The organism is Enterobacter sp. R-1.6.2, from assembly GCF_035064085.1.
Classification (GTDB): domain Bacteria; phylum Pseudomonadota; class Gammaproteobacteria; order Enterobacterales; family Enterobacteriaceae; genus Enterobacter; species Enterobacter asburiae_B.
This window is the reverse complement of record NZ_JASEYI010000001.1, coordinates 189,180-210,080: the sequence shown is the minus strand read 5'-3', so window position 1 is coordinate 210,080 and position 20,901 is coordinate 189,180. Positions and strand designations below refer to the sequence as shown.

The window sequence follows — 20,901 nt, the reverse complement described above, 5'->3', positions numbered from 1 at the left end:
ACGGTGGAAGGGTTATGCTTTACGCGTCGCCGCTTTCATTGCGGTCACAAACGCTTTCAGCTCGGCCAGCATCTGCTCTGGCTTGTCCACGTTCTTCTCGATGATCTTCACAATCGCGGAGCCGGAGATGGCACCTGCCGCCTTCGCGTCAATCGCTGCGGTGACCTGATCCGGGGAGGAAATCCCGAACCCCTGCAGCGGAGGCGCGGCATGATACTCGGCCAGCTTCTCCACCAGATGATGCAGCGGCAACGCCGCTTTATTCTCGGCACCGGTCACGCCCGCGCGGGAGAGCAGGTAGGTATAGCCGCGTCCGTAAGAGGCAATCTGGCGCAGCAGGGCGTCATCGGCGTTCGGCGGGCAGATGAAAATCGGGGCGACGTTATGGCGCATGGCCGCCTGACGGAATGGCGCAGATTCCTCGACCGGCACGTCTGCCACCAGAACGGAGTCGACGCCCACGCGTGCGCACTCGGCGTAAAACTCATCGATACCGCGGTTGAACACCAGGTTGGCGTACATCAGCAGGCCGATCGGAATGGTCGGGTGCTTCTGGCGAATCGCCGCCAGCATCTCGAAGCACTGGGTCGGCGTCACCCCGGAGGCGAATGCGCGCAGCGTCGCATTCTGGATGGTCGGGCCATCCGCCAGCGGATCGGAGAACGGAATACCCAGCTCCAGCGCGTCGGCGCCGGCTTCAATCAGGGTGTCGATAATCTTCAGCGACTGTTCCGGGCCCGGATCGCCCAGGGTGACGAAGGGAACGAAAGCGCCTTCCTGGCGGGATTTCAGCTCTGCAAATACGTTATCGTAGCGTTCCATCAGATTTCCCCTCGTGCTTTCAGAATATCGTGAACGGTGAAGATATCTTTGTCACCGCGGCCGGAAAGGTTTACCACCAGCAGCTGTTCTTTTTCCGGGTTTTCTTTCATCATTTTCAGCGCGTGCGCCAGGGCGTGCGAAGACTCCAGCGCCGGGATGATCCCTTCGCTGCGGCACAGCGTTTTAAAGGCTTCCAGCGCTTCGTCATCGGTAATGGAGACATAGTCCGCGCGGCCGGTGCTGTTTAGATACGCATGCTGCGGCCCGACGGACGGGAAGTCGAGGCCGGCAGAAATAGAGTAAGACTCTTCAATCTGGCCTTCATCTGTTTGCATCATCGGGGATTTCATCCCGAAGTAGATCCCCACGCGGCCATGCTTCAGCGGCGCGCCGTGTTCACCCGATTCAATGCCGTGCCCGGCTGGCTCGACGCCAATCAGACCGACGCTGGCGTCGTCGATAAAGTCTGCGAACATGCCGATGGCGTTAGATCCGCCGCCAACGCAGGCGATCACCGCATCCGGCAGACGCCCCTCTTTTTCGAGGATCTGCGCTTTGGTCTCTTCACCGATCATGCGCTGGAATTCGCGCACGATAGTCGGGAACGGGTGCGGGCCCGCCGCGGTACCGAGCATATAGTGCGCGGTTTCATAGCTGCCAGACCAGTCGCGAAGCGCTTCGTTACAGGCATCCTTCAGCGTCGCGGAGCCGCTGTGCACCGGGATCACTTCCGCTCCCATCAGACGCATACGGAAGACGTTCGGAGACTGACGCTCAACGTCTTTCGCTCCCATATAGATGCGGCATTTCAGGCCGAGCAGGGCGCTGGCAAGCGCAGAGGCCACGCCGTGCTGACCTGCACCGGTTTCGGCGATGATTTCGGTTTTGCCCATACGTTTCGCGAGCAGCGCCTGGCCCAGCACCTGGTTAGTTTTATGCGCGCCGCCGTGCAGCAGGTCTTCACGCTTCAGATACAGCGTGGTTTTGGTGCCTTCCGTCAGGTTGCGGCATTTGGTCAGCGCGGTCGGACGACCGGCGTAATTTTTCAGCAGGTCGGTAAATTCCGCCTGAAACGCCGGATCTTTCTGCGCGCTGACAAACGCTTCTTCCAGCTGGCGCAGCGCGGGCATCAGGATTTGCGGGACGTACATCCCGCCGAACTCACCAAAATACGGGTTAAGTAATGTCGTCATCTTCTCTTCCTTAATATGCACGCAGAGTTTTAAATACCGAGGCCAGCTTGCTGGCATCTTTGATACCCGGTTGGGACTCTACGCCTGAATTGAAATCGAGGCCTGCGCAGCCGGTTTTAGCGGCTTCTACGCAGTTATCCGGGCTTAATCCGCCCGCCAGCAGGACGTTGTCCAGCTTTTCGCCGTTCAGCAGCGACCAGTCAAAACGCTGGCCGGTACCGCCCTGGCCGTTATCGAGGACGTATTTATCCACATGGTTCAGGTTACGCGAGGGCAACGTATCGCCAACGCTTTGCGCTTTCCAGATTTGCACCTGTGGTGCCAGCGCGGCGCGCAGGGCATCGATGTAGCTCTGGTCTTCATCGCCGTGGAGCTGCACCGCGCTGAGGGATAACGCGTCGGCTTTTGCCGTAACGTCTGCAATTTCTGCGTTGCGGAAAACGCCCACGTAGCTGAGCGGAGCCGCTGCGATGACCTTACGCGCCTGCTCTTCACTGACCGCGCGAGGAGAGGAGTCCACAAAGATCAGTCCGCCATAAATCGCTCCGGCTTCATTCGCGGCCTGGGCATCCTGTTCGCGGGTTAAGCCGCAGACTTTGTTTTCACCCAGCAGCACGCGACGTACCGCCGCATTGAGATCGTCATGTTCCATCATGGCGGAGCCAATCAGGAAACCGTTGGCGAAGTGGCTCAGCTCGCGCACCTGGGCGTAGCTGTTAATGCCGGATTCGCTGATCACCGTGACGCCAGACCCCAGACGCGGCGCCAGCTGACGCGTACGGTTAAGGTCAATGGACAGGTCGCGCAGATCGCGGTTGTTAATGCCGACCACTTTGGCTTCCAGCGCAATCGCGCGCTCCAGCTCCTCTTCATTGCTCACTTCGGTCAGCACGCCCATATTCAGGCTGTGCGCCACGGCGGAAAGCTGGCGATACTGCTCGTCGTCGAGCACTGAGAGCATCAGCAGGCAGGCGTCGGCCTGGTAAAAACGCGCCAGCCAGATCTGATACGGGTCGATAATAAAGTCTTTGCACAGGATCGGCTGCGGCGCGATGCCGCTGACGATCGGCAGAAAATCGAAGCTGCCCTGAAAATATTTCTCATCCGTCAGCACGGAGATGGCTGAAGCATGATGCTTATAAATGCCGGCAATACGCGCCGGGTCGAAATCGTCACGAATAACGCCTTTGGACGGGGACGCTTTTTTGCACTCAAGAATAAACGCGGTGCGCGTACCCCGCAGGGCGTCATAGAAACGACGGCTGCTCGGGACGACGTCATTCTGGAAACTGGCAAGCGGCTGCTGTTGCTTGCGGGCTTCCACCCAGATGGCCTTATCGGCAACGATTTTCGCTAAAACGGTCTGCATTCTTTACCCTCTTGCCGCAAGTGCGGTAACGCGATCGTAAGCTGCACCGGAGCGCAGTACATCCAGAACTTTTTGAACGTTGGCCTTCAGGTCTTCCTCACCGTGCAAACGCATCAGCATGGCGACGTTGGCAGCAACGGCGGCCTCATGGGCAACCTCTCCTTTACCTTGTAATAAGCGAGTCAGAATGTCACGGTTTTCTTCCGGCGTACCGCCTGCCAGCGCTTCCTGATGGTATGGCGCAAGGCCGAAGTCGGCAGCCTCCAGCTGATAGCTCAGGATTTCGCCGTCGCGCAGTTCGGCCACCAGCGTTGGCGCATGAAGAGAAACCTCATCCATACCGCCGCTGTGCACCACGGCGGCACGCTGATAGCCCAGCACGCGCAGCGTCTCGGCAATCGGCAGAACCAGCTCAGGGCTGTAAACGCCAATCAGCGCCAGCGGCGGGTGGGCCGGGTTGATCAGCGGGCCGAGCACGTTAAACAGCGTGCGGGTTTTGAGCTGCTGACGAACCGGCATCGCGTGGCGGAAACCGGTGTGGTACTTCGGCGCAAACAGGAAGCAGACGCCCAGGTCATCCAGCGCTTCGCGGGAACGCTCGGCGTTCATATCGAGGTTAATACCGAATGCGGCGAGCAGATCGGAAGAACCTGACCGGCTGGAAACGCTGCGGTTACCGTGCTTCGCGACCTTCAAACCGCACGCCGCCGCCACGAAGGCGCTGGCGGTGGAGATATTGATGCTGTTACTGCCGTCACCGCCGGTACCGACGATATCCGCAAACTGATAGTCCGGGCGCGGGAACGGGGCGGCATTTTCAAGCAGGGCCGTAGCGGCACCGGCGATCTCCTGCGGGCTTTCGCCGCGCACCTTCATGCTCACCAGCGCGGCTGCCAGCTGTTCAGGCTTCAGCTCGCCGCGAACCACGGCGGAGAAGAGCTGATGGCTCTCCTGCTGGCTCAGGGTCTGCGCCTGATACAGTTTTTCCAGAATCGGCTGCAGGGTATTGGTCTGCTCCAGCTTCTGTAACGCCCAGTCCAGCGTCTGCTCCAGCAGGCGGGCGCCGTGGGAGGTCAGGATCGATTCCGGGTGGAACTGCAGGCCGCAGACGCGGTCCGCATCGTGGCGCACCGCCATCACCATGCCTTCAAACGAGGCGTTGATCGTCAGCCCGGCGGGAATATTGCTGCCAACCAGCGAGTGATAGCGCGCGACCGGGAGCGGGTTCGGCAGCCCGGCAAACATCGCCTGGCCGTCATGTTCAATGCTGGACGCTTTACCGTGCAGGATCTCACCCGCCTGGCCAACGTAGCCGCCATAGGCTTCAACAATCGCCTGATGGCCGAGGCAGATGCCGACGATCGGCAGTTTGCCGCGCATACGGGTCAGCAGCTCCGGCATACAGCCGGCTTCGCTCGGTGCGCCTGGCCCCGGGGAGAGCATCAGCACCGGGTTTTGCATGGTGGCCAGACGGTCAATCAGGGTCTGCGCCGGAACGTGGTTGCGGTAGATAACGACGTTATGGCCATTCGCACGCAGCTGATCTGCCAGGTTATAGGTAAAGGAGTCGATATTATCGAGCAGCAGAATGTCAGCCATCAGAAAATCTCCTGTGCATGGTGTGCGGTAGCAATGGCGCGAAGGACCGCACGGGCTTTACTGCGCGTTTCGTCAGCTTCAGACTGCGGAACAGAATCAAGAACAATCCCGGCACCCGCCTGGACGGTGGCGATACCGTCTTCGACATAGGCGGAGCGGATTACGATGCAGGTATCGAGATCGCCGTGGGCGGTGAAGTAACCCACCGCGCCGCCGTAGCTGCCGCGACGGCGTCCTTCGGCGGCGGCAATCAGCTGCATGGCGCGCACTTTCGGCGCGCCGCTCAGGGTGCCCATGTTCATGCAGGCGCGGTAGGCGTGCAGCACGTCGAGATCGTGGCGCAGCTCGCCGACCACGCGGGAGACCAGGTGCATCACGAACGAATAGCGGTCGACTTTGGTCAGGTCCGCCACGTAGCGGCTGCCGGGAGTACAAATGCGTGCCAGATCGTTACGCGCCAGGTCAACCAGCATCAGGTGCTCGGAGAGTTCTTTGTGGTCGGTACGCATCTCCAGTTCGATGCGGCTGTCCAGATCGCGATCCAGGGAACCGTCGGCGCGACGTCCGCGCGGACGGGTACCGGCAATCGGGTAGATCTCAATCTGACGGCTGGTGGCGTCGTACTTCAGCGAGCTTTCCGGCGAGGCGCCGAACAGCGTGAATTCGTTGTCCTGCATGAAGAACATGTACGGGCTTGGGTTACTCTTTTTCAGCACGTCGTAGGCTGCGAGCGGCGACGGGCAGGGCAGCGAGAAGCGACGGGACGGCACGACCTGGAAAATTTCCCCGGCGCGAATCGCTTTTTGCATCTGGCGAACCACGGCGCCGTACTGATCGTCAGTCTGGTTAACGTCGCAGGTCATTTTCTCCACGCGCTGCACCGGCAGCGCGGGCGGTGCTTCCGTCATCTGCTGCTGCAGCTGAGCGATGCGGTGCTCAAGACGGTTTTTCTCAGCGGCAGACGGCGTGAACAGGCTTGCCTGGATGCGGGTGTATTGCTTCTGGTGGTCGATCACCAGCAGCGTTTCAGCCAGATAGAAGCAATAATCCGGGCAGCGATTACCCTGCTCGGTTTCCGGCAAATCTTCAAAACCGGCAACCAGGTCGTAAGCAAACAGCCCGCCGAAGAACATCGCTTCACGCTCGTCTTGCGGCACGGTGACCAGATTCTGCAGCAGGCGGAAGGCATCGAAAACGGACAGGGAGCAGAGGCGCGCGTCTTCGTCCAGCAGCTGGCTCACCGGCGGGAAATGCAGAATGCGCATTTCTGGATGACGTTCATTTTCAATGCCCGACGGCAGGGCGGCATCCAGCAGCGGCAGCAGCGATGCGCCATTGTCTGATAATGCCTTGATGGTGACGGTGGCACCTAAAGCAGTAATGCGCAGCGCGCTGTCGACCAGCAGCAGGCTCTTGAGATCGTCCTTGCTGTCGATATCCGCCGATTCCAGCAGCAGCGTTGCCGGACGAGCCCCGCACACCTGATGAAACAGCGCGGTCGGGTTGTGGCGATAGGCCGCCTCGCAGGTCAGCAGTTCGAGATGAGGTTTGGCTGTTTGCATGTTGTTGTTCTCATATTTTGTTCAAAAAAAAGCCCGCTGGGTAGCGGGCGGGTATCTGTTTGCATTTCGCAGACGCGTGACACTGCCCGAAGATCAGGAAGTGCGCCACCAGCCGTGCAGAGTGAAATGTGCGGTCATTTTCAGATACCTTTCTCGTGTGAACTTGCGTACTAGTTAACTAGTTCGATGGCAAGTTGTCAACCCTTGATTTCAGAATTTCGCGTTAAGTCGGTATCATGGTGTTTTCGGATGTCTCCAACCTGTTATGGGAAGTGCTTTGAGCGATACCACCTACGCCATTATTTATGATTTACACAGCCATACTCAGGCCTCTGACGGCCTGCTGACACCCGAAGCCCTGGTTCATCGCGCCGTTGAAATGCGCGTCGGCACGCTGGCGATAACCGATCACGATACGACAGATGCCATTCCGGCGGCGCGCGCCGAGATTGCCCGCAGCGGGCTGGCGCTGAATCTGGTGTCCGGCGTCGAGATCTCGACCGTCTGGGAAAACCATGAGATTCATATTGTTGGCCTGAATATCGATATAGACCATCCGGCACTTACGGCATTTTTGCAAGAACAAAAAACGCGCCGCAACCAGCGCGCAGAGATGATCGGCGAGCGTCTGGAAAAGGCGCATATTCCGGGCGCGCTGGAAGGCGCGCAAAAGATGGCGAACGGCGGGGCGGTCACCCGTGGTCATTTCGCCCGTTTTCTGGTCGACGCGGGCAAAGCGACGACTATGGCAGACGTCTTTAAAAAGTATCTGGCGCGCGGTAAAACCGGATACGTTCCGCCACAGTGGTGTACAATAAAACAAGCTATTGATGTGATTCATCATTCTGGCGGTAAGGCCGTGCTGGCCCATCCTGGGCGGTATAATCTTTCTGCTAAATGGCTGAAAAGGCTGCTGGCACACTTTGCCGAATGCGGTGGCGAGGCGATGGAAGTCGCCCAGTGTCAGCAGGCGCCCAACGAGCGCGCGCAGCTCGCGACCTATGCCCGCCAGTTCGGCCTGCTTGGGTCACAGGGCTCTGATTTCCATCAGCCCTGCGCGTGGATCGAACTGGGGCGCAAGCTCTGGTTGCCTGCTGGCGTTGAGCCGGTCTGGCAGCTCTGGGAACAGCCGCAGCAAATTGAAGAGAGGGAAGTATGAGTCAGTTTTTCTATATCCATCCGGATAACCCGCAGCCACGTCTGATCAACCAGGCCGTGGAGATCGTCCGCAAAGGCGGCGTGATTGTCTACCCGACCGATTCAGGCTACGCGCTGGGCTGCAAAATCGAAGATAAAGGGGCAATGGAGCGCATTTGCCGTATTCGCCAGCTGCCGGACGGCCATAACTTTACCCTGATGTGCCGCGATCTCTCTGAGCTATCGACCTATGCGTATGTTGATAACGTGGCGTTTCGCCTGATTAAGAACAACACGCCCGGTAACTACACCTTCATCCTGAAGGGCACGAAGGAAGTACCGCGTCGTCTGCTGCAGGAGAAACGCAAAACCATCGGCATGCGCGTGCCGTCGAACCCGATTGCCCAGGCGCTGCTGGAAACTCTCGGCGAACCGATGCTTTCTACCTCGCTGATGCTGCCGGGAAGCGAGTTTACCGAGTCCGATCCGGAAGAGATCAAAGATCGTCTGGAGAAGGTGGTTGAGCTGATTATTCACGGCGGCTATCTCGGCCAGCAGCCGACCACCGTGGTCGACCTAACCGAAGATGCACCGGAAGTGATTCGTGAAGGCGTGGGTGACGTAAAGCCTTTCTTGTAAAGGTATAAGCAGATATACTACGCGGCCATCAAAGCAGGGCTCAGCCCTCTTTTGACCTGATTCGACGCCTGTGAAGGCGACACCTGAGGAAGCTCAATGAGCGAGAAGTTACAGAAAGTGCTGGCGCGTGCCGGCCACGGTTCACGCCGTGAAATCGAAGCCATTATTGAAGCGGGCCGCGTGAGTGTGGACGGTAAAATCGCCACGCTGGGTGACCGCGTAGAAATCGTACCGGGGCTGAAGATCCGCATCGACGGTCATCTTATCTCCGTTAAAGAGTCCGCTGAACAGATCTGCCGCGTGCTGGCTTACTACAAGCCGGAAGGCGAGCTGTGCACCCGCAACGACCCGGAAGGTCGTCCGACGGTGTTTGACCGTTTGCCTAAACTGCGTGGCGCTCGCTGGATTGCCGTCGGCCGTCTGGACGTGAACACCTGCGGTCTGCTGCTGTTTACCACCGATGGTGAACTGGCAAACCGTCTGATGCACCCAAGCCGTGAAGTGGAACGTGAATACGCGGTGCGCGTATTTGGCCAGGTTGACGAAAATAAACTGCGCGATCTGTCGCGTGGCGTTCAGCTGGAAGACGGTCCTGCGGCGTTCAAAACCATCAAGTTTACCGGTGGGGAAGGCATTAACCAGTGGTACAACGTGACCCTGACCGAAGGCCGTAACCGCGAAGTTCGTCGTCTCTGGGAAGCGGTAGGCGTGCAGGTTAGCCGCCTGATCCGCGTCCGTTACGGCGACATTCTGCTGCCGAAAGGTCTGCCGCGCGGTGGGTATACCGAACTGGATCTGACCCAAACCAACTACCTGCGCGAGCTGGTCGGCCTGACGCCGGAAACCACCTCAAAAGTGGCGGTGGAAAAAGATCGTCGTCGCATGAAGGCGAATCAGATCCGTCGCGCAGTGAAGCGACACAGCCAGGTGAGCAGCAGTCGCCGCTCCGGCAGCCGTAACAACAACGGTTAATATAAAAGCCCGGTCAACGAACCGGGCTTTTTTCTTTAGTAATCAATTCCAATTTGCGCTTTGATGCCTGCATCAAACGCATGTTTGACCGGACGCAGCTCGCTGACGGTATCGGCCATCTCCAGAATATCCCGATGACATCCGCGCCCCGTGACGATAACCGTCTGGTGTACAGGACGATTCTTCAGAGCATCCAGCACGGCTTCCAGCGGCAGGTAGTCGTAGGCGACCATATAGGTGATCTCATCCAGCAGAACCATATTCAGCGAGGGATCGGCCAGCATTCTCTTTGCATGCTCCCAGACGGCGAGACAGGCGGCGGTGTCGGTTTCCCGGTTCTGAGTATCCCACGTAAACCCGGTCGCCATCACCTGAAACTCAACGCCGTGAGGCTCAAGTAAATTCCGCTCGCCGTTGGGCCATTCGCCTTTGATAAACTGGATCACGCCCACTTTTTGCCCGTGTCCAACGGCGCGTGTCGCCGTGCCGAATGCGGCGGTGGTTTTCCCTTTTCCGTTGCCGGTAAAAACGATGACGATCCCACGTTCGTCCTGGGCTGCCGCGACGCGCGCATCGACCTGTTCTTTCAGACGCTGCTGGCGCTGCTGATGGCGTTCTTCACTCATTGCGAAATTCCTGGTTTACGTCCCGGCTGGGCGTCAAAGGTCATCCCGGTTTTGCGGCGGCTGTCGTCGCCCATCAGCCAGAGATAGAGCGGCATAATGTCTGCCGGGGTTTTCAGCTTCTGCGGATCTTCGCTCGGGAACGCGCTGGCGCGCATTTTGGTGCGCGTACCGCCCGGGTTAATGCAGTTTACGCGCAGATGGCGGCTCTGGTACTCCTCCGCCAGCACCTGCATCATGCCTTCGGTCGCGAATTTTGATACGGCATAGGCTCCCCAGTTTGCGCGTCCTTCACGGCCAACGCTGGACGAGGTAAAGACCAGGGACCCGGACTCGGATTTGAGTAATAAAGGAAGCAATGCCTGTGTGAGGAAAAACGTGCCGTTGACGTTGACCTGCATCACCTGCTGCCAGATATCTGGATCCTGTTCATCCATCGGACGCACTTCACCTAACAAACCGGCGTTATGCAGCACGCCGTCGAGTCTCGGATAGTGAGCGCTGATGCGCTGGGCTAATTCCTGGCACACCGCAGGCGTGCAGGTCAGTAAATCGAGCGTATACCACGGGGCCGGCGTGCCGCATACGGCCTCAATCTCCTGGGCGACGCTTTTCAGTTTTTCTTCGTTGCGCCCGATCAGAATGACGTTGGCGCCATATTCGGCGTATGTCAGGGCTGCCTCGCGGCCAATCCCGTCGCTGGCACCGGTGACAAGAATAATCCGGTTTTGCAGCAGATTTTTTTGCGGTTGATAATGCACGGTGACTCCTCAGGCGACCGGTGACGCAATGGCGCCTTTATGATGACTTTTCGGCTTTATGCCCGAATTAGCCTAATAATTCAATCAGTCTACAGGACGCATTACTGTAAAATTAACAATTTGCAAATATTTAAACTCCAGTCCGGGGATTCCTGAAGGCGGCTCGCAGAGGTAATGTCACGAGCGAGACGCATGGGCAGGGCTGTTGTACACTGCCGTGAAAGATTCGTGGTTAAATCAAGGTGGAACGCGTGGAATTACTTTCTCAATATGGGTTGTTTTTGGCCAAAATCGCGACGGTGGTGGTTGCCATTGCGGTGGTAGCCGTTCTGATTGCCAACCTGACGCAGCGCAAGCGTCAGCGTGGGGAGTTACGCATCACCCGCCTTAGCGAGCAGTATAAAGAGATGCAGGAAGAGATGTCTCTGGCGCTGCTTGATAGTCATCAACAGAAACTCTGGTTGAAAGCGCAGAAGAAAAAGCATAAACAGGAAGCCAAAGCGGCAAAGGCAAAAGCAAAGCTTAATGCGCCGCAGGATAAGGCCACGCCGCGCGTCTATGTGCTCGATTTTAAAGGCAGTATGGATGCGCATGAAGTGTCTTCTCTGCGGGAAGAAGTGACTGCCGTTCTGGCCGTGGCGACACCGCAGGATCAGGTTGTCGTGCGTCTTGAAAGCCCGGGCGGGGTCGTTCACGGTTACGGACTGGCCGCCTCACAGCTGCAGCGCCTGCGTGAAAAACAGATCCCGCTGACCGTTGCCGTGGATAAAGTGGCCGCGAGCGGTGGCTACATGATGGCCTGCGTGGCGGACAAAATTGTTGCCGCGCCGTTCTCCATTATTGGCTCGATCGGCGTGGTCGCACAAATTCCGAACTTTAACCGCTTCCTGAAAAATAAAGAGATTGATATCGAACTTCACACGGCGGGTCAGTACAAACGTACCCTGACGCTGCTGGGGGAAAACACGGAAGAAGGGCGCCAAAAATTCCGCGAAGATCTCAACGAAACGCATCATCTCTTTAAAGATTTTGTACACCGTATGCGCCCAACGCTCGATATTGAACAGGTCGCGACGGGCGAGCACTGGTACGGCGTCCAGGCGCAGGAGAAAGGGCTGGTGGATGAAGTCGGAACCAGCGACGATCTGCTGCTCAATCTGATGGAAGGCCGGGAACTGGTGGGCGTGCGCTTTACCCAGCGTAAGCGACTCCTTGACCGCTTTACCAACAGTGCCGCAGAAAGCGCGGACCGTCTGCTGCTGCGCTGGCTTCAGCGCGGACAAAAACCGCTGCTGTAAACAAAAACGCGAGGCATATGCCTCGCGTTTTGCGTTAATCGACCAGGTGATATTTCTCTGAAAGCGTATGCGCCAGGTATTTGAACATGTTAAACACGGCGGTGCTTTTCGGGGTCGGTAAACCCTGTTCGTCAAGGAAGTATTCGCCGCTGAAAATCAGCACGCCATTACGCTGCTCTACGCCGGTGGCTTCAATGCCCGCCAGCGTATCTTCATGGTCACGGATAAGCTTGTTTGCTTCGATAAGCAGAGAGGCTCGGTCAATAGGTTGGGTCGTATTCTGCATAATCCACTCCTTAAACAGTGACAATAGTCTACGCCGAGGGCGCTTTGGGGGCAAATTTTCCCTGTAATGTGAGGGGATAAGGTGCAGGGTCCTGGCTGGCGGGATCTGCTTTTGCATGCTAATAAAGTTGCGTAACGAATTTTATCAGGTAGAGTGTGCGCTTTCGTCATTCTGGCAACAGAATTGCTTGACATTCAACCGGGAATTCGTCACGAATTACACGAGATGTGAGAAAAATACCCGAAAACTCAATCACCTGGGCGTCTTCTCATTAACGTCCGGTAAGACAAAGGGGTTGATATCTCCTGACGCAGTCGCAATATCATTGGCTCGTCGTCAGCGGAAGGGAAATCAACGTGCGGCGTATTCCTGGAAGAATTAAATTAGGTAAAGGTGAATATGGGTAAAGCTCTCGTCATCGTTGAGTCCCCGGCAAAAGCCAAAACGATCAATAAGTATCTGGGTAATGACTACGTGGTTAAGTCCAGCGTGGGTCATATCCGCGATTTGCCGACCAGTGGCTCAGCCAGCAAAAAGAGCGCAGACTCTACCTCCACCAAAGGGGCTAAAAAGCCTAAAAAGGATGAACGTAGCGCGCTTGTCAACCGCATGGGTGTTAACCCATGGCATAACTGGGATGCACAATATGAAGTGCTGCCCGGGAAAGAAAAAGTCGTTAACGAGCTGAAGCAGCTTGCTGAAAAAGCAGACCACATCTATCTCGCAACCGACCTTGACCGCGAAGGGGAAGCCATTGCCTGGCACCTGCGGGAAGTGATCGGTGGTGATGACAAACGCTACAGCCGTGTAGTGTTTAACGAAATTACGAAGAATGCGATTCGTCAGGCGTTTGAGAAGCCGGGCGAACTGAATATTGACCGCGTAAACGCACAGCAGGCACGTCGCTTTATGGACCGCGTTGTGGGCTACATGGTCTCTCCACTGCTGTGGAAGAAGATTGCCCGTGGCCTGTCCGCAGGGCGTGTGCAATCCGTCGCCGTGCGTCTGGTCGTTGAGCGTGAGCGCGAAATTAAAGCCTTCGTGCCGGAAGAGTTCTGGGAAGTCGATGCCAATGTGACCACGCCTGGCGGTGACGCTCTGCCGCTGCAGGTGAGCCATCACAACGACAAGCCTTTCCGTCCAGAAAACCGCGATCAGACCATGGCCGCCGTAGCGCTGCTGGAAAAAGCACGCTATCAGGTGCTGGAACGTGAAGACAAACCGACCAGCAGCAAGCCAGGGGCACCGTTTATTACCTCCACGCTGCAACAGGCTGCAAGCACGCGTCTGGGTTATGGCGTGAAGAAGACCATGATGATGGCGCAGCGCCTGTATGAAGCGGGCTACATCACCTACATGCGTACCGACTCAACCAACCTGAGCCAGGACGCGGTCAGCATGGTGCGCGGCTACATCAGTGACAATTTCGGTAAGAAATACCTGCCTGAAAGCGCTAACCAGTTCGCCAGCAAAGAGAACTCTCAGGAAGCACACGAAGCGATTCGTCCTTCTGACGTCTCGGTGTTAGCGGAATCGCTGAAAGACATGGAAGCCGACGCGCAGAAGCTGTATCAGCTGATCTGGCGCCAGTTCGTGGCGTGCCAGATGACGCCAGCGCAGTACGACTCCACCACGCTGACCGTTGGCGCGGGTGAGTTCCGTCTCAAAGCGCGCGGTCGTATCCTGCGTTTCGACGGCTGGACGAAGGTGATGCCAGCGCTGCGTAAAGGTGATGAAGACCGAACGCTGCCGGCGGTAAATAAAGGGGACGAGCTCTCGCTGGTTGACCTCGTGCCAGCCCAGCACTTCACCAAGCCGCCTGCGCGCTTCAGTGAAGCGTCCCTGGTGAAAGAGCTGGAAAAACGCGGTATTGGTCGTCCGTCGACCTACGCGTCAATCATCTCGACGATCCAGGACCGTGGCTACGTGCGCGTTGAAAACCGCCGTTTCTATGCGGAAAAAATGGGTGAGATCGTCACTGACCGTCTGGAAGCAAACTTCCGTGAGTTGATGAACTACGATTTCACCGCGCAAATGGAAGACAGCCTCGACCAGGTTGCCAGCCATCAGGCGGAATGGAAAAAGGTACTCGACAGCTTCTTCAGCGACTTTACCGACCAGCTTGAAAAAGCGGAGAAAGACCCTGAAGAGGGCGGCATGCTGCCTAACCAGATGGTTCTGACCAGCATCGACTGTCCAACCTGCGGCCGCAAGATGGGGATCCGCACCGCAACCACGGGCGTGTTCCTTGGCTGCTCCGGCTATGCGCTGTCACCAAAAGAGCGCTGCAAAACCACCATCAACCTGGTGCCTGAGAACGAAGTTCTCAACGTGCTGGAAGGTGATGATGCGGAAACTAACGCTCTGCGTGCCAAACGCCGCTGCAAGAAATGCGGTACGGCAATGGACAGCTACCTGATCGATCCAAAACGTAAGCTGCACGTCTGCGGTAATAACCCAACGTGTGACGGGTATGAGATCGAAGAGGGCGAGTTCCGCATTAAAGGCTATGACGGCCCGATTGTGGAATGCGAGAAGTGTGGTTCTGAAATGCACCTGAAAATGGGGCGTTTCGGTAAGTACATGGCCTGTACCAACGACGAGTGTAAAAACACGCGCAAAATTCTGCGTAACGGCGAAGTGGCTCCTCCGAAGGAAGATCCGGTTCCGCTGCCAGAACTGCCGTGCGAGAAATCCGACGCGTACTTTGTGCTGCGTGATGGTGCCGCAGGTGTCTTCCTGGCCGCCAACACCTTCCCGAAATCGCGTGAAACGCGCGCGCCGCTGGTGGAAGAGTTGCATCGCTTCCGCGATCGTCTGCCTGAGAAACTGTGTTATCTGGCCGATGCGCCACAGCAGGATCCGGAAGGCAACAAAACCGTGGTACGGTTTAGCCGTAAAACTAAGCAGCAGTATGTTGCGGCCGAGAAAGAGGGTAAAGCGACCGGATGGTCAGCCTTCTTTGTCGATGGCAAATGGGTTGAAGGCAAGAAATAATCTTCCCTTACCGTAACTTACCTGTAAAAGGGCCGGATTTCCGGCCCTTTTTTATTGCCTTGTTATTATTTTTTGTTCCGTACTATACAGTCAGGCTATAAATGATATAGTGGTTATAGTTAACCTGTTTCTTATTATTAAATCGTCTTAAGCGATTGACCGCATGCGCTAAATCGGATGGTCTGGCATGAAATTACAGCAGCTTCGTTATATCGTTGAGGTGGTGAATCATAACCTTAACGTCTCTTCTACCGCCGAGGGGTTGTATACCTCGCAACCGGGCATCAGCAAACAAGTTCGTATGCTGGAGGACGAGTTAGGTATCCAGATATTTGCCCGCAGCGGTAAGCATCTCACCCAGGTGACGCCTGCGGGGCAGGAAATCATCCGCATTGCGCGGGAAGTCCTCTCTAAAGTCGACGCAATTAAGTCGGTGGCAGGGGAACACACCTGGCCGGATAAAGGTTCGCTGTATATTGCCACGACGCATACCCAGGCGCGCTATGCGCTACCCGGCGTTATCAAAGGCTTTATCGAGCGTTATCCTCGCGTCTCTTTGCATATGCATCAGGGCTCGCCAACGCAAATTGCTGAAGCCGTTTCCAAGGGGAATGCAGACTTTGCCATCGCCACCGAAGCGCTTCACCTGTATGACGATCTGGTGATGCTTCCATGCTATCACTGGAACCGTTCTATCGTGGTGACCCCCGATCACCCCCTGGCGGGCAAAGGGTCGGTCACTATCGAAGAGCTGGCGCAATATCCGCTGGTAACGTATACGTTTGGCTTTACCGGACGGTCCGAGCTTGATACGGCCTTTAACCGGGCAGGGTTAACGCCGCGCATTGTCTTTACCGCGACGGATGCCGACGTGATTAAAACCTATGTGCGACTTGGTCTGGGGGTGGGCGTTATTGCCAGCATGGCGGTGGATCCGGTGTCAGACCCTGACCTGGTGCGTCTTGATGCGCATGATGTTTTCAGTCATAGCACCACAAAGATTGGCTTCCGTCGCAGCACCTTCCTGCGCAGCTATATGTATGATTTTATTCAGCGCTTTGCCCCTCATTTAACGCGTGACGTGGTTGATACCGCCGTTGCATTACGCTCAAATGAAGATATTGAAGAGATGTTTAAAGACATCAAACTCCCCGAAAAATAATCACACCCGGTATCTTTCCCTTAGGGAAAGATACCGAAATAACGCCTCAAAGCTAAATTAGAATTATCATCATCTGCGTATCCCCTGTCATATAATGTCATTATCCATTTAATTCGTAAGGTTATAATGTCGTGAATTGGCGACAAAAGTAGAAACTAATTTACGCCTTCGCAAATTTTTCTTTTCAATTATTTATTTCTGGTCAAAAGATTGAATATTTCATACCTTCCGGTGCGTAAATTCACTGGCTTTTCGGCTAAAGTTTCTTTAGGATTTATCTCAACAGATGATTAATTGTACCAATTGTTTGGTCCTAAATGATAAGCGATGTCGATTGTATGAGGTTAGCAATGCCTTCAGGAAGTGAAGAACCGCAAAGGGATCCTGCGCTCAAGCGTAAAGCCTGGCTGGCGGTCTTTCTCGTCTCTACCCTGTTTTGGGTGGTGGTTGCTCTCCTGGCCTGGAAATATTGGGGTTAAATATGGCAGTGACGGTACGTACAGAAACGGTAAAACAGATGTGTCAGCATCGTGACAACGGCCACAGAGGGCGTAAAGCACCTGCGACTGTTGTACCCGCGTCCTGGAAACTGACGCCGCAGCAGCAAGCGTTTATTGATGTGTTCGCAGAAGACGAACCCAAAAAACAATAATTTAGTTAATTGCGTAATGATGCAAATAGTCTGAATATCGACTCTGCACTTTCGTACTCTTTAATAAATACACATCAGCAATATAGCACTGAGGACTTACCTCGGAACTTTTAATAAATAATGCCTGGTGTCCCTATGATGAATAACATGACGTCTCACAAATACTGGTCATGGATCGGCGTTTTTACCGTGTCGATTCTGTTCTGGAGTCAGCTCATCTGGTTGGCCCTCCACTAAATTGTAAAACCTCGCTACGGCGGGGTTTTTTGTTTTCCCTTTCTGGACCAATCCTAAATTTATCAATTTGGGTTGTTATCAAAACGTTACGACATCTTTGTGTTATCTTTAATTACGGCCCTGATGATAGTCGGGGCATCTCTGTGATTAAGGAGGAGCTTATGTCGTTAACCCTACGCGAAGCCAGTAAGGATACGTTACAGGCAGAAAATAAAACCTGGCATTACTACAGCCTGCCGCTGGCTGCCAGAACGCTTGGGGACATTTCGCGTTTACCCAAGTCATTGAAAGTTTTACTGGAAAATCTATTGCGCTGGCAGGACGGTGACTCTGTCACCCTCGATGATATCCAGGCGCTGGCAGGGTGGCTGGAAAATGCCCATGCCGACAGAGAAATCGCCTACCGCCCCGCCAGGGTGCTGATGCAGGACTTTACCGGTGTTCCTGCCGTCGTTGATTTAGCCGCGATGCGCGAGGCCGTTAAGCGTCTCGGCGGAGATACGGCAAAAGTGAATCCGCTTTCCCCCGTTGACCTCGTCATTGACCACTCCGTAACCGTTGACCGCTTTGGGGATGACGACGCCTTTGGCGAGAACGTGCGTCTGGAGATGGAGCGCAACCACGAGCGCTACGTGTTCCTGAAGTGGGGGCAGCAGGCGTTCAGCCGGTTTAGCGTGGTCCCGCCGGGTACCGGTATTTGTCACCAGGTTAACCTTGAATATCTGGGTAAAGCCGTCTGGAGTGAATTGCAGGATAAAGAGTGGGTCGCCTATCCGGACACGCTGGTGGGCACGGACTCCCATACCACCATGATCAACGGTCTGGGCGTGCTGGGCTGGGGCGTCGGGGGTATCGAAGCGGAAGCGGCCATGCTCGGCCAGCCGGTGTCCATGCTTATCCCTGACGTGGTGGGCTTCAAGCTCACCGGCAAGCTGTCTGAAGGCATTACCGCCACCGATCTGGTGCTCACCGTCACCCAGATGCTGCGTAAGCATGGTGTGGTGGGCAAGTTTGTAGAATTCTACGGGGATGGTCTGGATTCGCTGCCGCTGGCCGACCGCGCCACCATTGCCAATATGGCGCCGGAATACGGTGCAACCTGCGGCTTTTTCCCCATCGATGACGTCACGCTGGAATACATGCGCCTTAGCGGACGCAGCGAAGAGCAGGTCGCGCTGGTGGAGGCCTATACCAAAGCGCAGGGCATGTGGCGAAACCCGGGCGATGAACCGGTCTTCACAAGCACGCTTGAACTCGATATGGGAAGCGTTGAGGCGAGCCTCGCCGGCCCTAAACGTCCGCAGGATCGGGTTGCGCTGAGTGACGTGCCAAAAGCCTTTGCCGCCAGCAATGCCCTTGAAGTGAACGTGGCGCAGAAAGATCACCGTCCGGTCGACTATGTTCTGAACGGACATCAGTATCAGCTCCCGGATGGCGCGGTTGTGATTGCGGCCATTACCTCCTGCACCAACACCTCGAACCCCAGCGTATTAATGGCGGCCGGTCTGCTGGCGAAAAAGGCGGTAGAGCTTGGGCTAAAACCTCAGCCATGGGTCAAGGCCTCGCTGGCACCGGGTTCCAAAGTGGTATCGGATTACCTCGCGCAGGCCAAACTGACGCCGTACCTTGACGAACTGGGTTTCAACCTCGTGGGCTACGGCTGTACGACCTGTATTGGTAACTCCGGCCCGCTGCCTGAACCCATTGAAACGGCGATCAGGCAGGGTGACCTGACGGTAGGCGCGGTCCTGTCCGGTAACCGAAACTTTGAAGGGCGTATTCACCCGCTGGTGAAAACCAACTGGCTCGCCTCACCGCCGCTGGTTGTGGCGTATGCCCTGGCAGGGAACATGAATATCAACCTGGCGACCGATCCGATTGGTCACGATCGCAAGAACGATCCTGTCTACCTGAAAGATATCTGGCCATCTTCGCGTGAAATCGCGCTGGCCGTCGAAAAGGTCTCAACCGAGATGTTCCGCAAAGAGTATGCGGAGGTCTTTGAAGGTACGCCGGAATGGAAAACCATCAACGTCGTGGGCTCAGATACCTACGACTGGCAGGATGACTCGACCTATATTCGTCTGTCGCCGTTCTTTGATGAGATGCTGGCCGAGCCGGCACCGCTTAAGGATATCCACGGCGCGCGCATACTGGCGATGCTGGGAGATTCCGTCACGACCGACCATATCTCTCCGGCCGGAAGTATCAAAGCCGATAGCCCGGCAGGCCGTTATCTGCAGAGCCGGGGCGTCGAACGCCGCGATTTTAACTCCTACGGATCGCGTCGCGGCAATCATGAGGTCATGATGCGCGGGACCTTTGCCAACATCCGCATTCGTAACGAAATGGTACCGGGCGTGGAAGGGGGCATGACGCGCCATCTGCCGGGGATGGAAGTCGTTTCGATCTATGATGCGGCGGTCAAATATCAACAGGAAGGTACGCCGCTGGCGGTGATCGCCGGGAAAGAGTACGGTTCCGGCTCCAGCCGCGACTGGGCGGCGAAAGGTCCGCGTCTGCTTGGCGTTCGCGTGGTTATCGCCGAATCGTTTGAACGTATTCACCGCTCGAATCTGATCGGTATGGGGATCCTGCCGCTCGAGTTCCCGCAGGGGGTGACGCGTAAAACGCTGGGACTGACCGGGGAAGAGCAGATTGAGATTAGCGGTTTGCAAAACCTGCAGCCGGGTAAAACGGTGCCGGTGAAGTTAACGCGGGCAGACGGGAAAATCGAGGTGCTGGATTGCCGGTGCCGTATTGATACGGCAACCGAGCTGACCTATTACCAGAATGACGGCATATTACATTATGTGATTCGTAAGATGCTGGACTGATGAAACGAGCCCGGCACTCGTGCCGGGCTTTTTAGCATCACTCTTTCAGCAGATGGCCCATTTTGGCGGCTTTGGTATCCAGGTAGTGGGCGTTTTTCGGGTTTCGGCCGACAATCAGCGGTACGCGCTCGACGATGTTGATCCCCGCTTCGGTCAGGATCTCCACTTTTTTCGGGTTATTGGTCAGCAGGCGAACTTCGTCGACGCCCAGCAGCTTGAACATATCGGCGCATAAGGTGAAGTCGCGTTCGTCAGCGGCAAAGCCAAGCTGATGGTTTGCTTCAACCGTATCGTAGCCCTGGTCCTGAAGCGCGTAGGCGCGGATTTTATTCAGCAGACCAATATTACGACCTTCCTGACGGTGATAAAGCAGCACACCGCGACCTTCTTCTGCAATATGAGACAGGGCGGCTTCCAGCTGGAAACCACAATCACAGCGCAGGCTGAACAGCGCGTCGCCGGTAAGACACTCTGAATGGACGCGGGACAGAACCGGCGTCTGCCCTGAAATGTCACCATAAACCAGCGCGACATGATCCTGTCCGGTTGCCAGTTCTTCAAAACCCACCATCAGGAAATCGCCCCATGGGGTTGGCAGTTTGGCTTCTGCCACACGTTTAAGCTGCATGTGATTCTCCAGAGTAGGCTGACACGTTTCGTGCCTTTGCCCTGTTTTGCTTTCTGTATCAGTTCATTTTGCCACAAGCTCAGCAGGTTCGCCTAATGGGCACCATGCTATATGAACGTTAAACGCA

20 protein-coding genes and 1 other annotated feature are annotated in these 20,901 nt (G+C 56.1%); of the genes, 10 read left to right on the top strand and 10 right to left on the bottom strand.

Annotated elements, in window-relative coordinates; all coding sequences use genetic code 11:
* Positions 1-12: 12 nt before the first annotated feature.
* The 6 genes from trpA to trpL form a co-directional block, all read right to left on the bottom strand.
* Positions 13-822 (bottom strand): tryptophan synthase subunit alpha, encoded by an 810-nt coding sequence (trpA, locus tag QMN93_RS00965; RefSeq protein ID WP_029740534.1) that lies wholly within the window; start codon positions 820-822, stop codon positions 13-15.
* Complete coding sequence (gene trpB / locus QMN93_RS00960) at positions 822-2,015, bottom strand: tryptophan synthase subunit beta (RefSeq protein ID WP_039263563.1); 1,194 nt, start codon at positions 2,013-2,015, stop codon at positions 822-824. Before trpB ends, trpA begins: the two co-directional genes overlap by 1 nt.
* A gap of 10 nt (positions 2,016-2,025) precedes the next feature.
* Positions 2,026-3,384 carry a bifunctional indole-3-glycerol-phosphate synthase TrpC/phosphoribosylanthranilate isomerase TrpF gene (gene trpCF / locus QMN93_RS00955; protein WP_087822731.1) on the bottom strand — a complete coding sequence of 453 codons (1,359 nt, stop codon included), beginning with the start codon at positions 3,382-3,384 and terminating at the stop codon, positions 2,026-2,028.
* 3 nt (positions 3,385-3,387) lie between these two features.
* Complete coding sequence (gene trpD / locus QMN93_RS00950; protein ID WP_023312079.1) at positions 3,388-4,983, bottom strand: bifunctional anthranilate synthase glutamate amidotransferase component TrpG/anthranilate phosphoribosyltransferase TrpD; 1,596 nt, start codon at positions 4,981-4,983, stop codon at positions 3,388-3,390.
* Positions 4,983-6,545 (bottom strand): anthranilate synthase component 1, encoded by a 1,563-nt coding sequence (locus QMN93_RS00945; RefSeq protein WP_182383675.1) that lies wholly within the window; start codon positions 6,543-6,545, stop codon positions 4,983-4,985. Before QMN93_RS00945 ends, trpD begins: the two co-directional genes overlap by 1 nt.
* Before the next feature lie 23 nt (positions 6,546-6,568).
* Positions 6,569-6,662: a sequence feature (Trp leader region), on the bottom strand.
* Positions 6,639-6,683: a trp operon leader peptide gene (gene trpL, locus QMN93_RS26255; protein ID WP_106993556.1), complete on the bottom strand. Its 45-nt coding sequence runs from the start codon at positions 6,681-6,683 to the stop codon at positions 6,639-6,641. It overlaps the preceding feature by 24 nt.
* A gap of 139 nt (positions 6,684-6,822) precedes the next feature.
* Here trpL and rnm point away from each other — a divergent pair, with 139 nt between their 5' ends.
* The 3 genes from rnm to rluB all read left to right on the top strand — a co-directional run bounded on the left by rnm (position 6,823) and on the right by rluB (position 9,293).
* Positions 6,823-7,704, top strand: a complete 882-nt coding sequence (gene rnm, locus QMN93_RS00940) for an RNase AM (RefSeq protein WP_032656720.1) — start codon at positions 6,823-6,825, stop codon at positions 7,702-7,704.
* Complete coding sequence (locus tag QMN93_RS00935; RefSeq protein ID WP_003856793.1) at positions 7,701-8,321, top strand: L-threonylcarbamoyladenylate synthase; 621 nt, start codon at positions 7,701-7,703, stop codon at positions 8,319-8,321. Before rnm ends, QMN93_RS00935 begins: the two co-directional genes overlap by 4 nt.
* A 96-nt stretch (positions 8,322-8,417) precedes the next feature.
* Positions 8,418-9,293, top strand: coding sequence for a 23S rRNA pseudouridine(2605) synthase RluB (rluB, locus tag QMN93_RS00930; protein ID WP_023312076.1), 876 nt, complete (start codon positions 8,418-8,420; stop codon positions 9,291-9,293).
* Between the two features lie 35 nt (positions 9,294-9,328).
* On the opposite strand, the gene cobO is transcribed toward rluB, so the two are convergent.
* The gene (gene cobO / locus QMN93_RS00925; RefSeq protein WP_023312075.1) at positions 9,329-9,919 is read right to left on the bottom strand and encodes a cob(I)yrinic acid a,c-diamide adenosyltransferase; all 591 of its coding nucleotides are present in this window, start codon (positions 9,917-9,919) and stop codon (positions 9,329-9,331) included.
* A complete protein-coding gene (locus QMN93_RS00920) occupies positions 9,916-10,677 on the bottom strand; it encodes a YciK family oxidoreductase (protein WP_064672651.1) in 762 nt (253 codons plus the stop codon). Before QMN93_RS00920 ends, cobO begins: the two co-directional genes overlap by 4 nt.
* Positions 10,678-10,928: 251 nt before the next feature.
* Between QMN93_RS00920 and sohB the strand changes: the two genes are divergently transcribed.
* A complete protein-coding gene (gene sohB / locus QMN93_RS00915) occupies positions 10,929-11,975 on the top strand; it encodes a protease SohB (protein ID WP_047061016.1) in 1,047 nt (348 codons plus the stop codon).
* Positions 11,976-12,009: 34 nt separating this feature from the next.
* Here sohB and QMN93_RS00910 read toward each other — a convergent pair whose 3' ends face one another.
* Positions 12,010-12,261 (bottom strand): YciN family protein, encoded by a 252-nt coding sequence (locus QMN93_RS00910; RefSeq protein ID WP_023312072.1) that lies wholly within the window; start codon positions 12,259-12,261, stop codon positions 12,010-12,012.
* A gap of 399 nt (positions 12,262-12,660) precedes the next feature.
* On the opposite strand from QMN93_RS00910, the gene topA reads away from it, so the two are divergent.
* The 6 genes from topA to acnA all read left to right on the top strand — a co-directional run bounded on the left by topA (position 12,661) and on the right by acnA (position 20,146).
* A complete protein-coding gene (gene topA, locus QMN93_RS00905) occupies positions 12,661-15,258 on the top strand; it encodes a type I DNA topoisomerase (RefSeq protein ID WP_182383674.1) in 2,598 nt (865 codons plus the stop codon).
* 187 nt (positions 15,259-15,445) lie between these two features.
* Complete coding sequence (gene cysB / locus QMN93_RS00900; RefSeq protein WP_008502814.1) at positions 15,446-16,420, top strand: HTH-type transcriptional regulator CysB; 975 nt, start codon at positions 15,446-15,448, stop codon at positions 16,418-16,420.
* A gap of 338 nt (positions 16,421-16,758) precedes the next feature.
* Complete coding sequence (locus QMN93_RS00895; RefSeq protein ID WP_213327741.1) at positions 16,759-16,899, top strand: YmiA family putative membrane protein; 141 nt, start codon at positions 16,759-16,761, stop codon at positions 16,897-16,899.
* A gap of 2 nt (positions 16,900-16,901) precedes the next feature.
* On the top strand, positions 16,902-17,072 hold the full coding sequence (locus QMN93_RS00890; RefSeq protein ID WP_032656727.1) for a hypothetical protein: 171 nt from the start codon (positions 16,902-16,904) through the stop codon (positions 17,070-17,072).
* A gap of 138 nt (positions 17,073-17,210) precedes the next feature.
* On the top strand, positions 17,211-17,309 hold the full coding sequence (gene ymiC / locus QMN93_RS00885; protein ID WP_032623144.1) for a small membrane protein YmiC: 99 nt from the start codon (positions 17,211-17,213) through the stop codon (positions 17,307-17,309).
* Between the two features lie 161 nt (positions 17,310-17,470).
* Positions 17,471-20,146, top strand: a complete 2,676-nt coding sequence (gene acnA, locus QMN93_RS00880; RefSeq protein ID WP_064672650.1) for an aconitate hydratase AcnA — start codon at positions 17,471-17,473, stop codon at positions 20,144-20,146.
* 37 nt (positions 20,147-20,183) lie between these two features.
* On the opposite strand, the gene ribA is transcribed toward acnA, so the two are convergent.
* Entirely contained in the window at positions 20,184-20,774 is a 591-nt protein-coding gene (gene ribA, locus QMN93_RS00875; RefSeq protein ID WP_008501210.1) for a GTP cyclohydrolase II, read from the bottom strand.
* Positions 20,775-20,901: the final 127 nt, after the last annotated feature.

What these genes read in the sequence shown, in the direction of transcription:
- trpCF (WP_087822731.1), bottom strand. Translation starts at nt 3,384, where the DNA reads ATGCAGACCGTTTTAGCGAAAATCGTTGCCGATAAGGCCATCTGGGTG.
- QMN93_RS00895 (WP_213327741.1), top strand. Translation starts at nt 16,759, where the DNA reads ATGAGGTTAGCAATGCCTTCAGGAAGTGAAGAACCGCAAAGGGATCCT.
- QMN93_RS00910 (WP_023312072.1), bottom strand. Translation starts at nt 12,261, where the DNA reads ATGCAGAATACGACCCAACCTATTGACCGAGCCTCTCTGCTTATCGAA.
- trpD (WP_023312079.1), bottom strand. Translation starts at nt 4,983, where the DNA reads ATGGCTGACATTCTGCTGCTCGATAATATCGACTCCTTTACCTATAAC.
- ymiC (WP_032623144.1), top strand. Translation starts at nt 17,211, where the DNA reads ATGAATAACATGACGTCTCACAAATACTGGTCATGGATCGGCGTTTTT.
- cysB (WP_008502814.1), top strand. Translation starts at nt 15,446, where the DNA reads ATGAAATTACAGCAGCTTCGTTATATCGTTGAGGTGGTGAATCATAAC.
- cobO (WP_023312075.1), bottom strand. Translation starts at nt 9,919, where the DNA reads ATGAGTGAAGAACGCCATCAGCAGCGCCAGCAGCGTCTGAAAGAACAG.
- QMN93_RS00890 (WP_032656727.1), top strand. Translation starts at nt 16,902, where the DNA reads ATGGCAGTGACGGTACGTACAGAAACGGTAAAACAGATGTGTCAGCAT.
- topA (WP_182383674.1), top strand. Translation starts at nt 12,661, where the DNA reads ATGGGTAAAGCTCTCGTCATCGTTGAGTCCCCGGCAAAAGCCAAAACG.
- QMN93_RS00935 (WP_003856793.1), top strand. Translation starts at nt 7,701, where the DNA reads ATGAGTCAGTTTTTCTATATCCATCCGGATAACCCGCAGCCACGTCTG.
- QMN93_RS00945 (WP_182383675.1), bottom strand. Translation starts at nt 6,545, where the DNA reads ATGCAAACAGCCAAACCTCATCTCGAACTGCTGACCTGCGAGGCGGCC.
- ribA (WP_008501210.1), bottom strand. Translation starts at nt 20,774, where the DNA reads ATGCAGCTTAAACGTGTGGCAGAAGCCAAACTGCCAACCCCATGGGGC.
- acnA (WP_064672650.1), top strand. Translation starts at nt 17,471, where the DNA reads ATGTCGTTAACCCTACGCGAAGCCAGTAAGGATACGTTACAGGCAGAA.
- rluB (WP_023312076.1), top strand. Translation starts at nt 8,418, where the DNA reads ATGAGCGAGAAGTTACAGAAAGTGCTGGCGCGTGCCGGCCACGGTTCA.
- trpB (WP_039263563.1), bottom strand. Translation starts at nt 2,015, where the DNA reads ATGACGACATTACTTAACCCGTATTTTGGTGAGTTCGGCGGGATGTAC.
- trpA (WP_029740534.1), bottom strand. Translation starts at nt 822, where the DNA reads ATGGAACGCTACGATAACGTATTTGCAGAGCTGAAATCCCGCCAGGAA.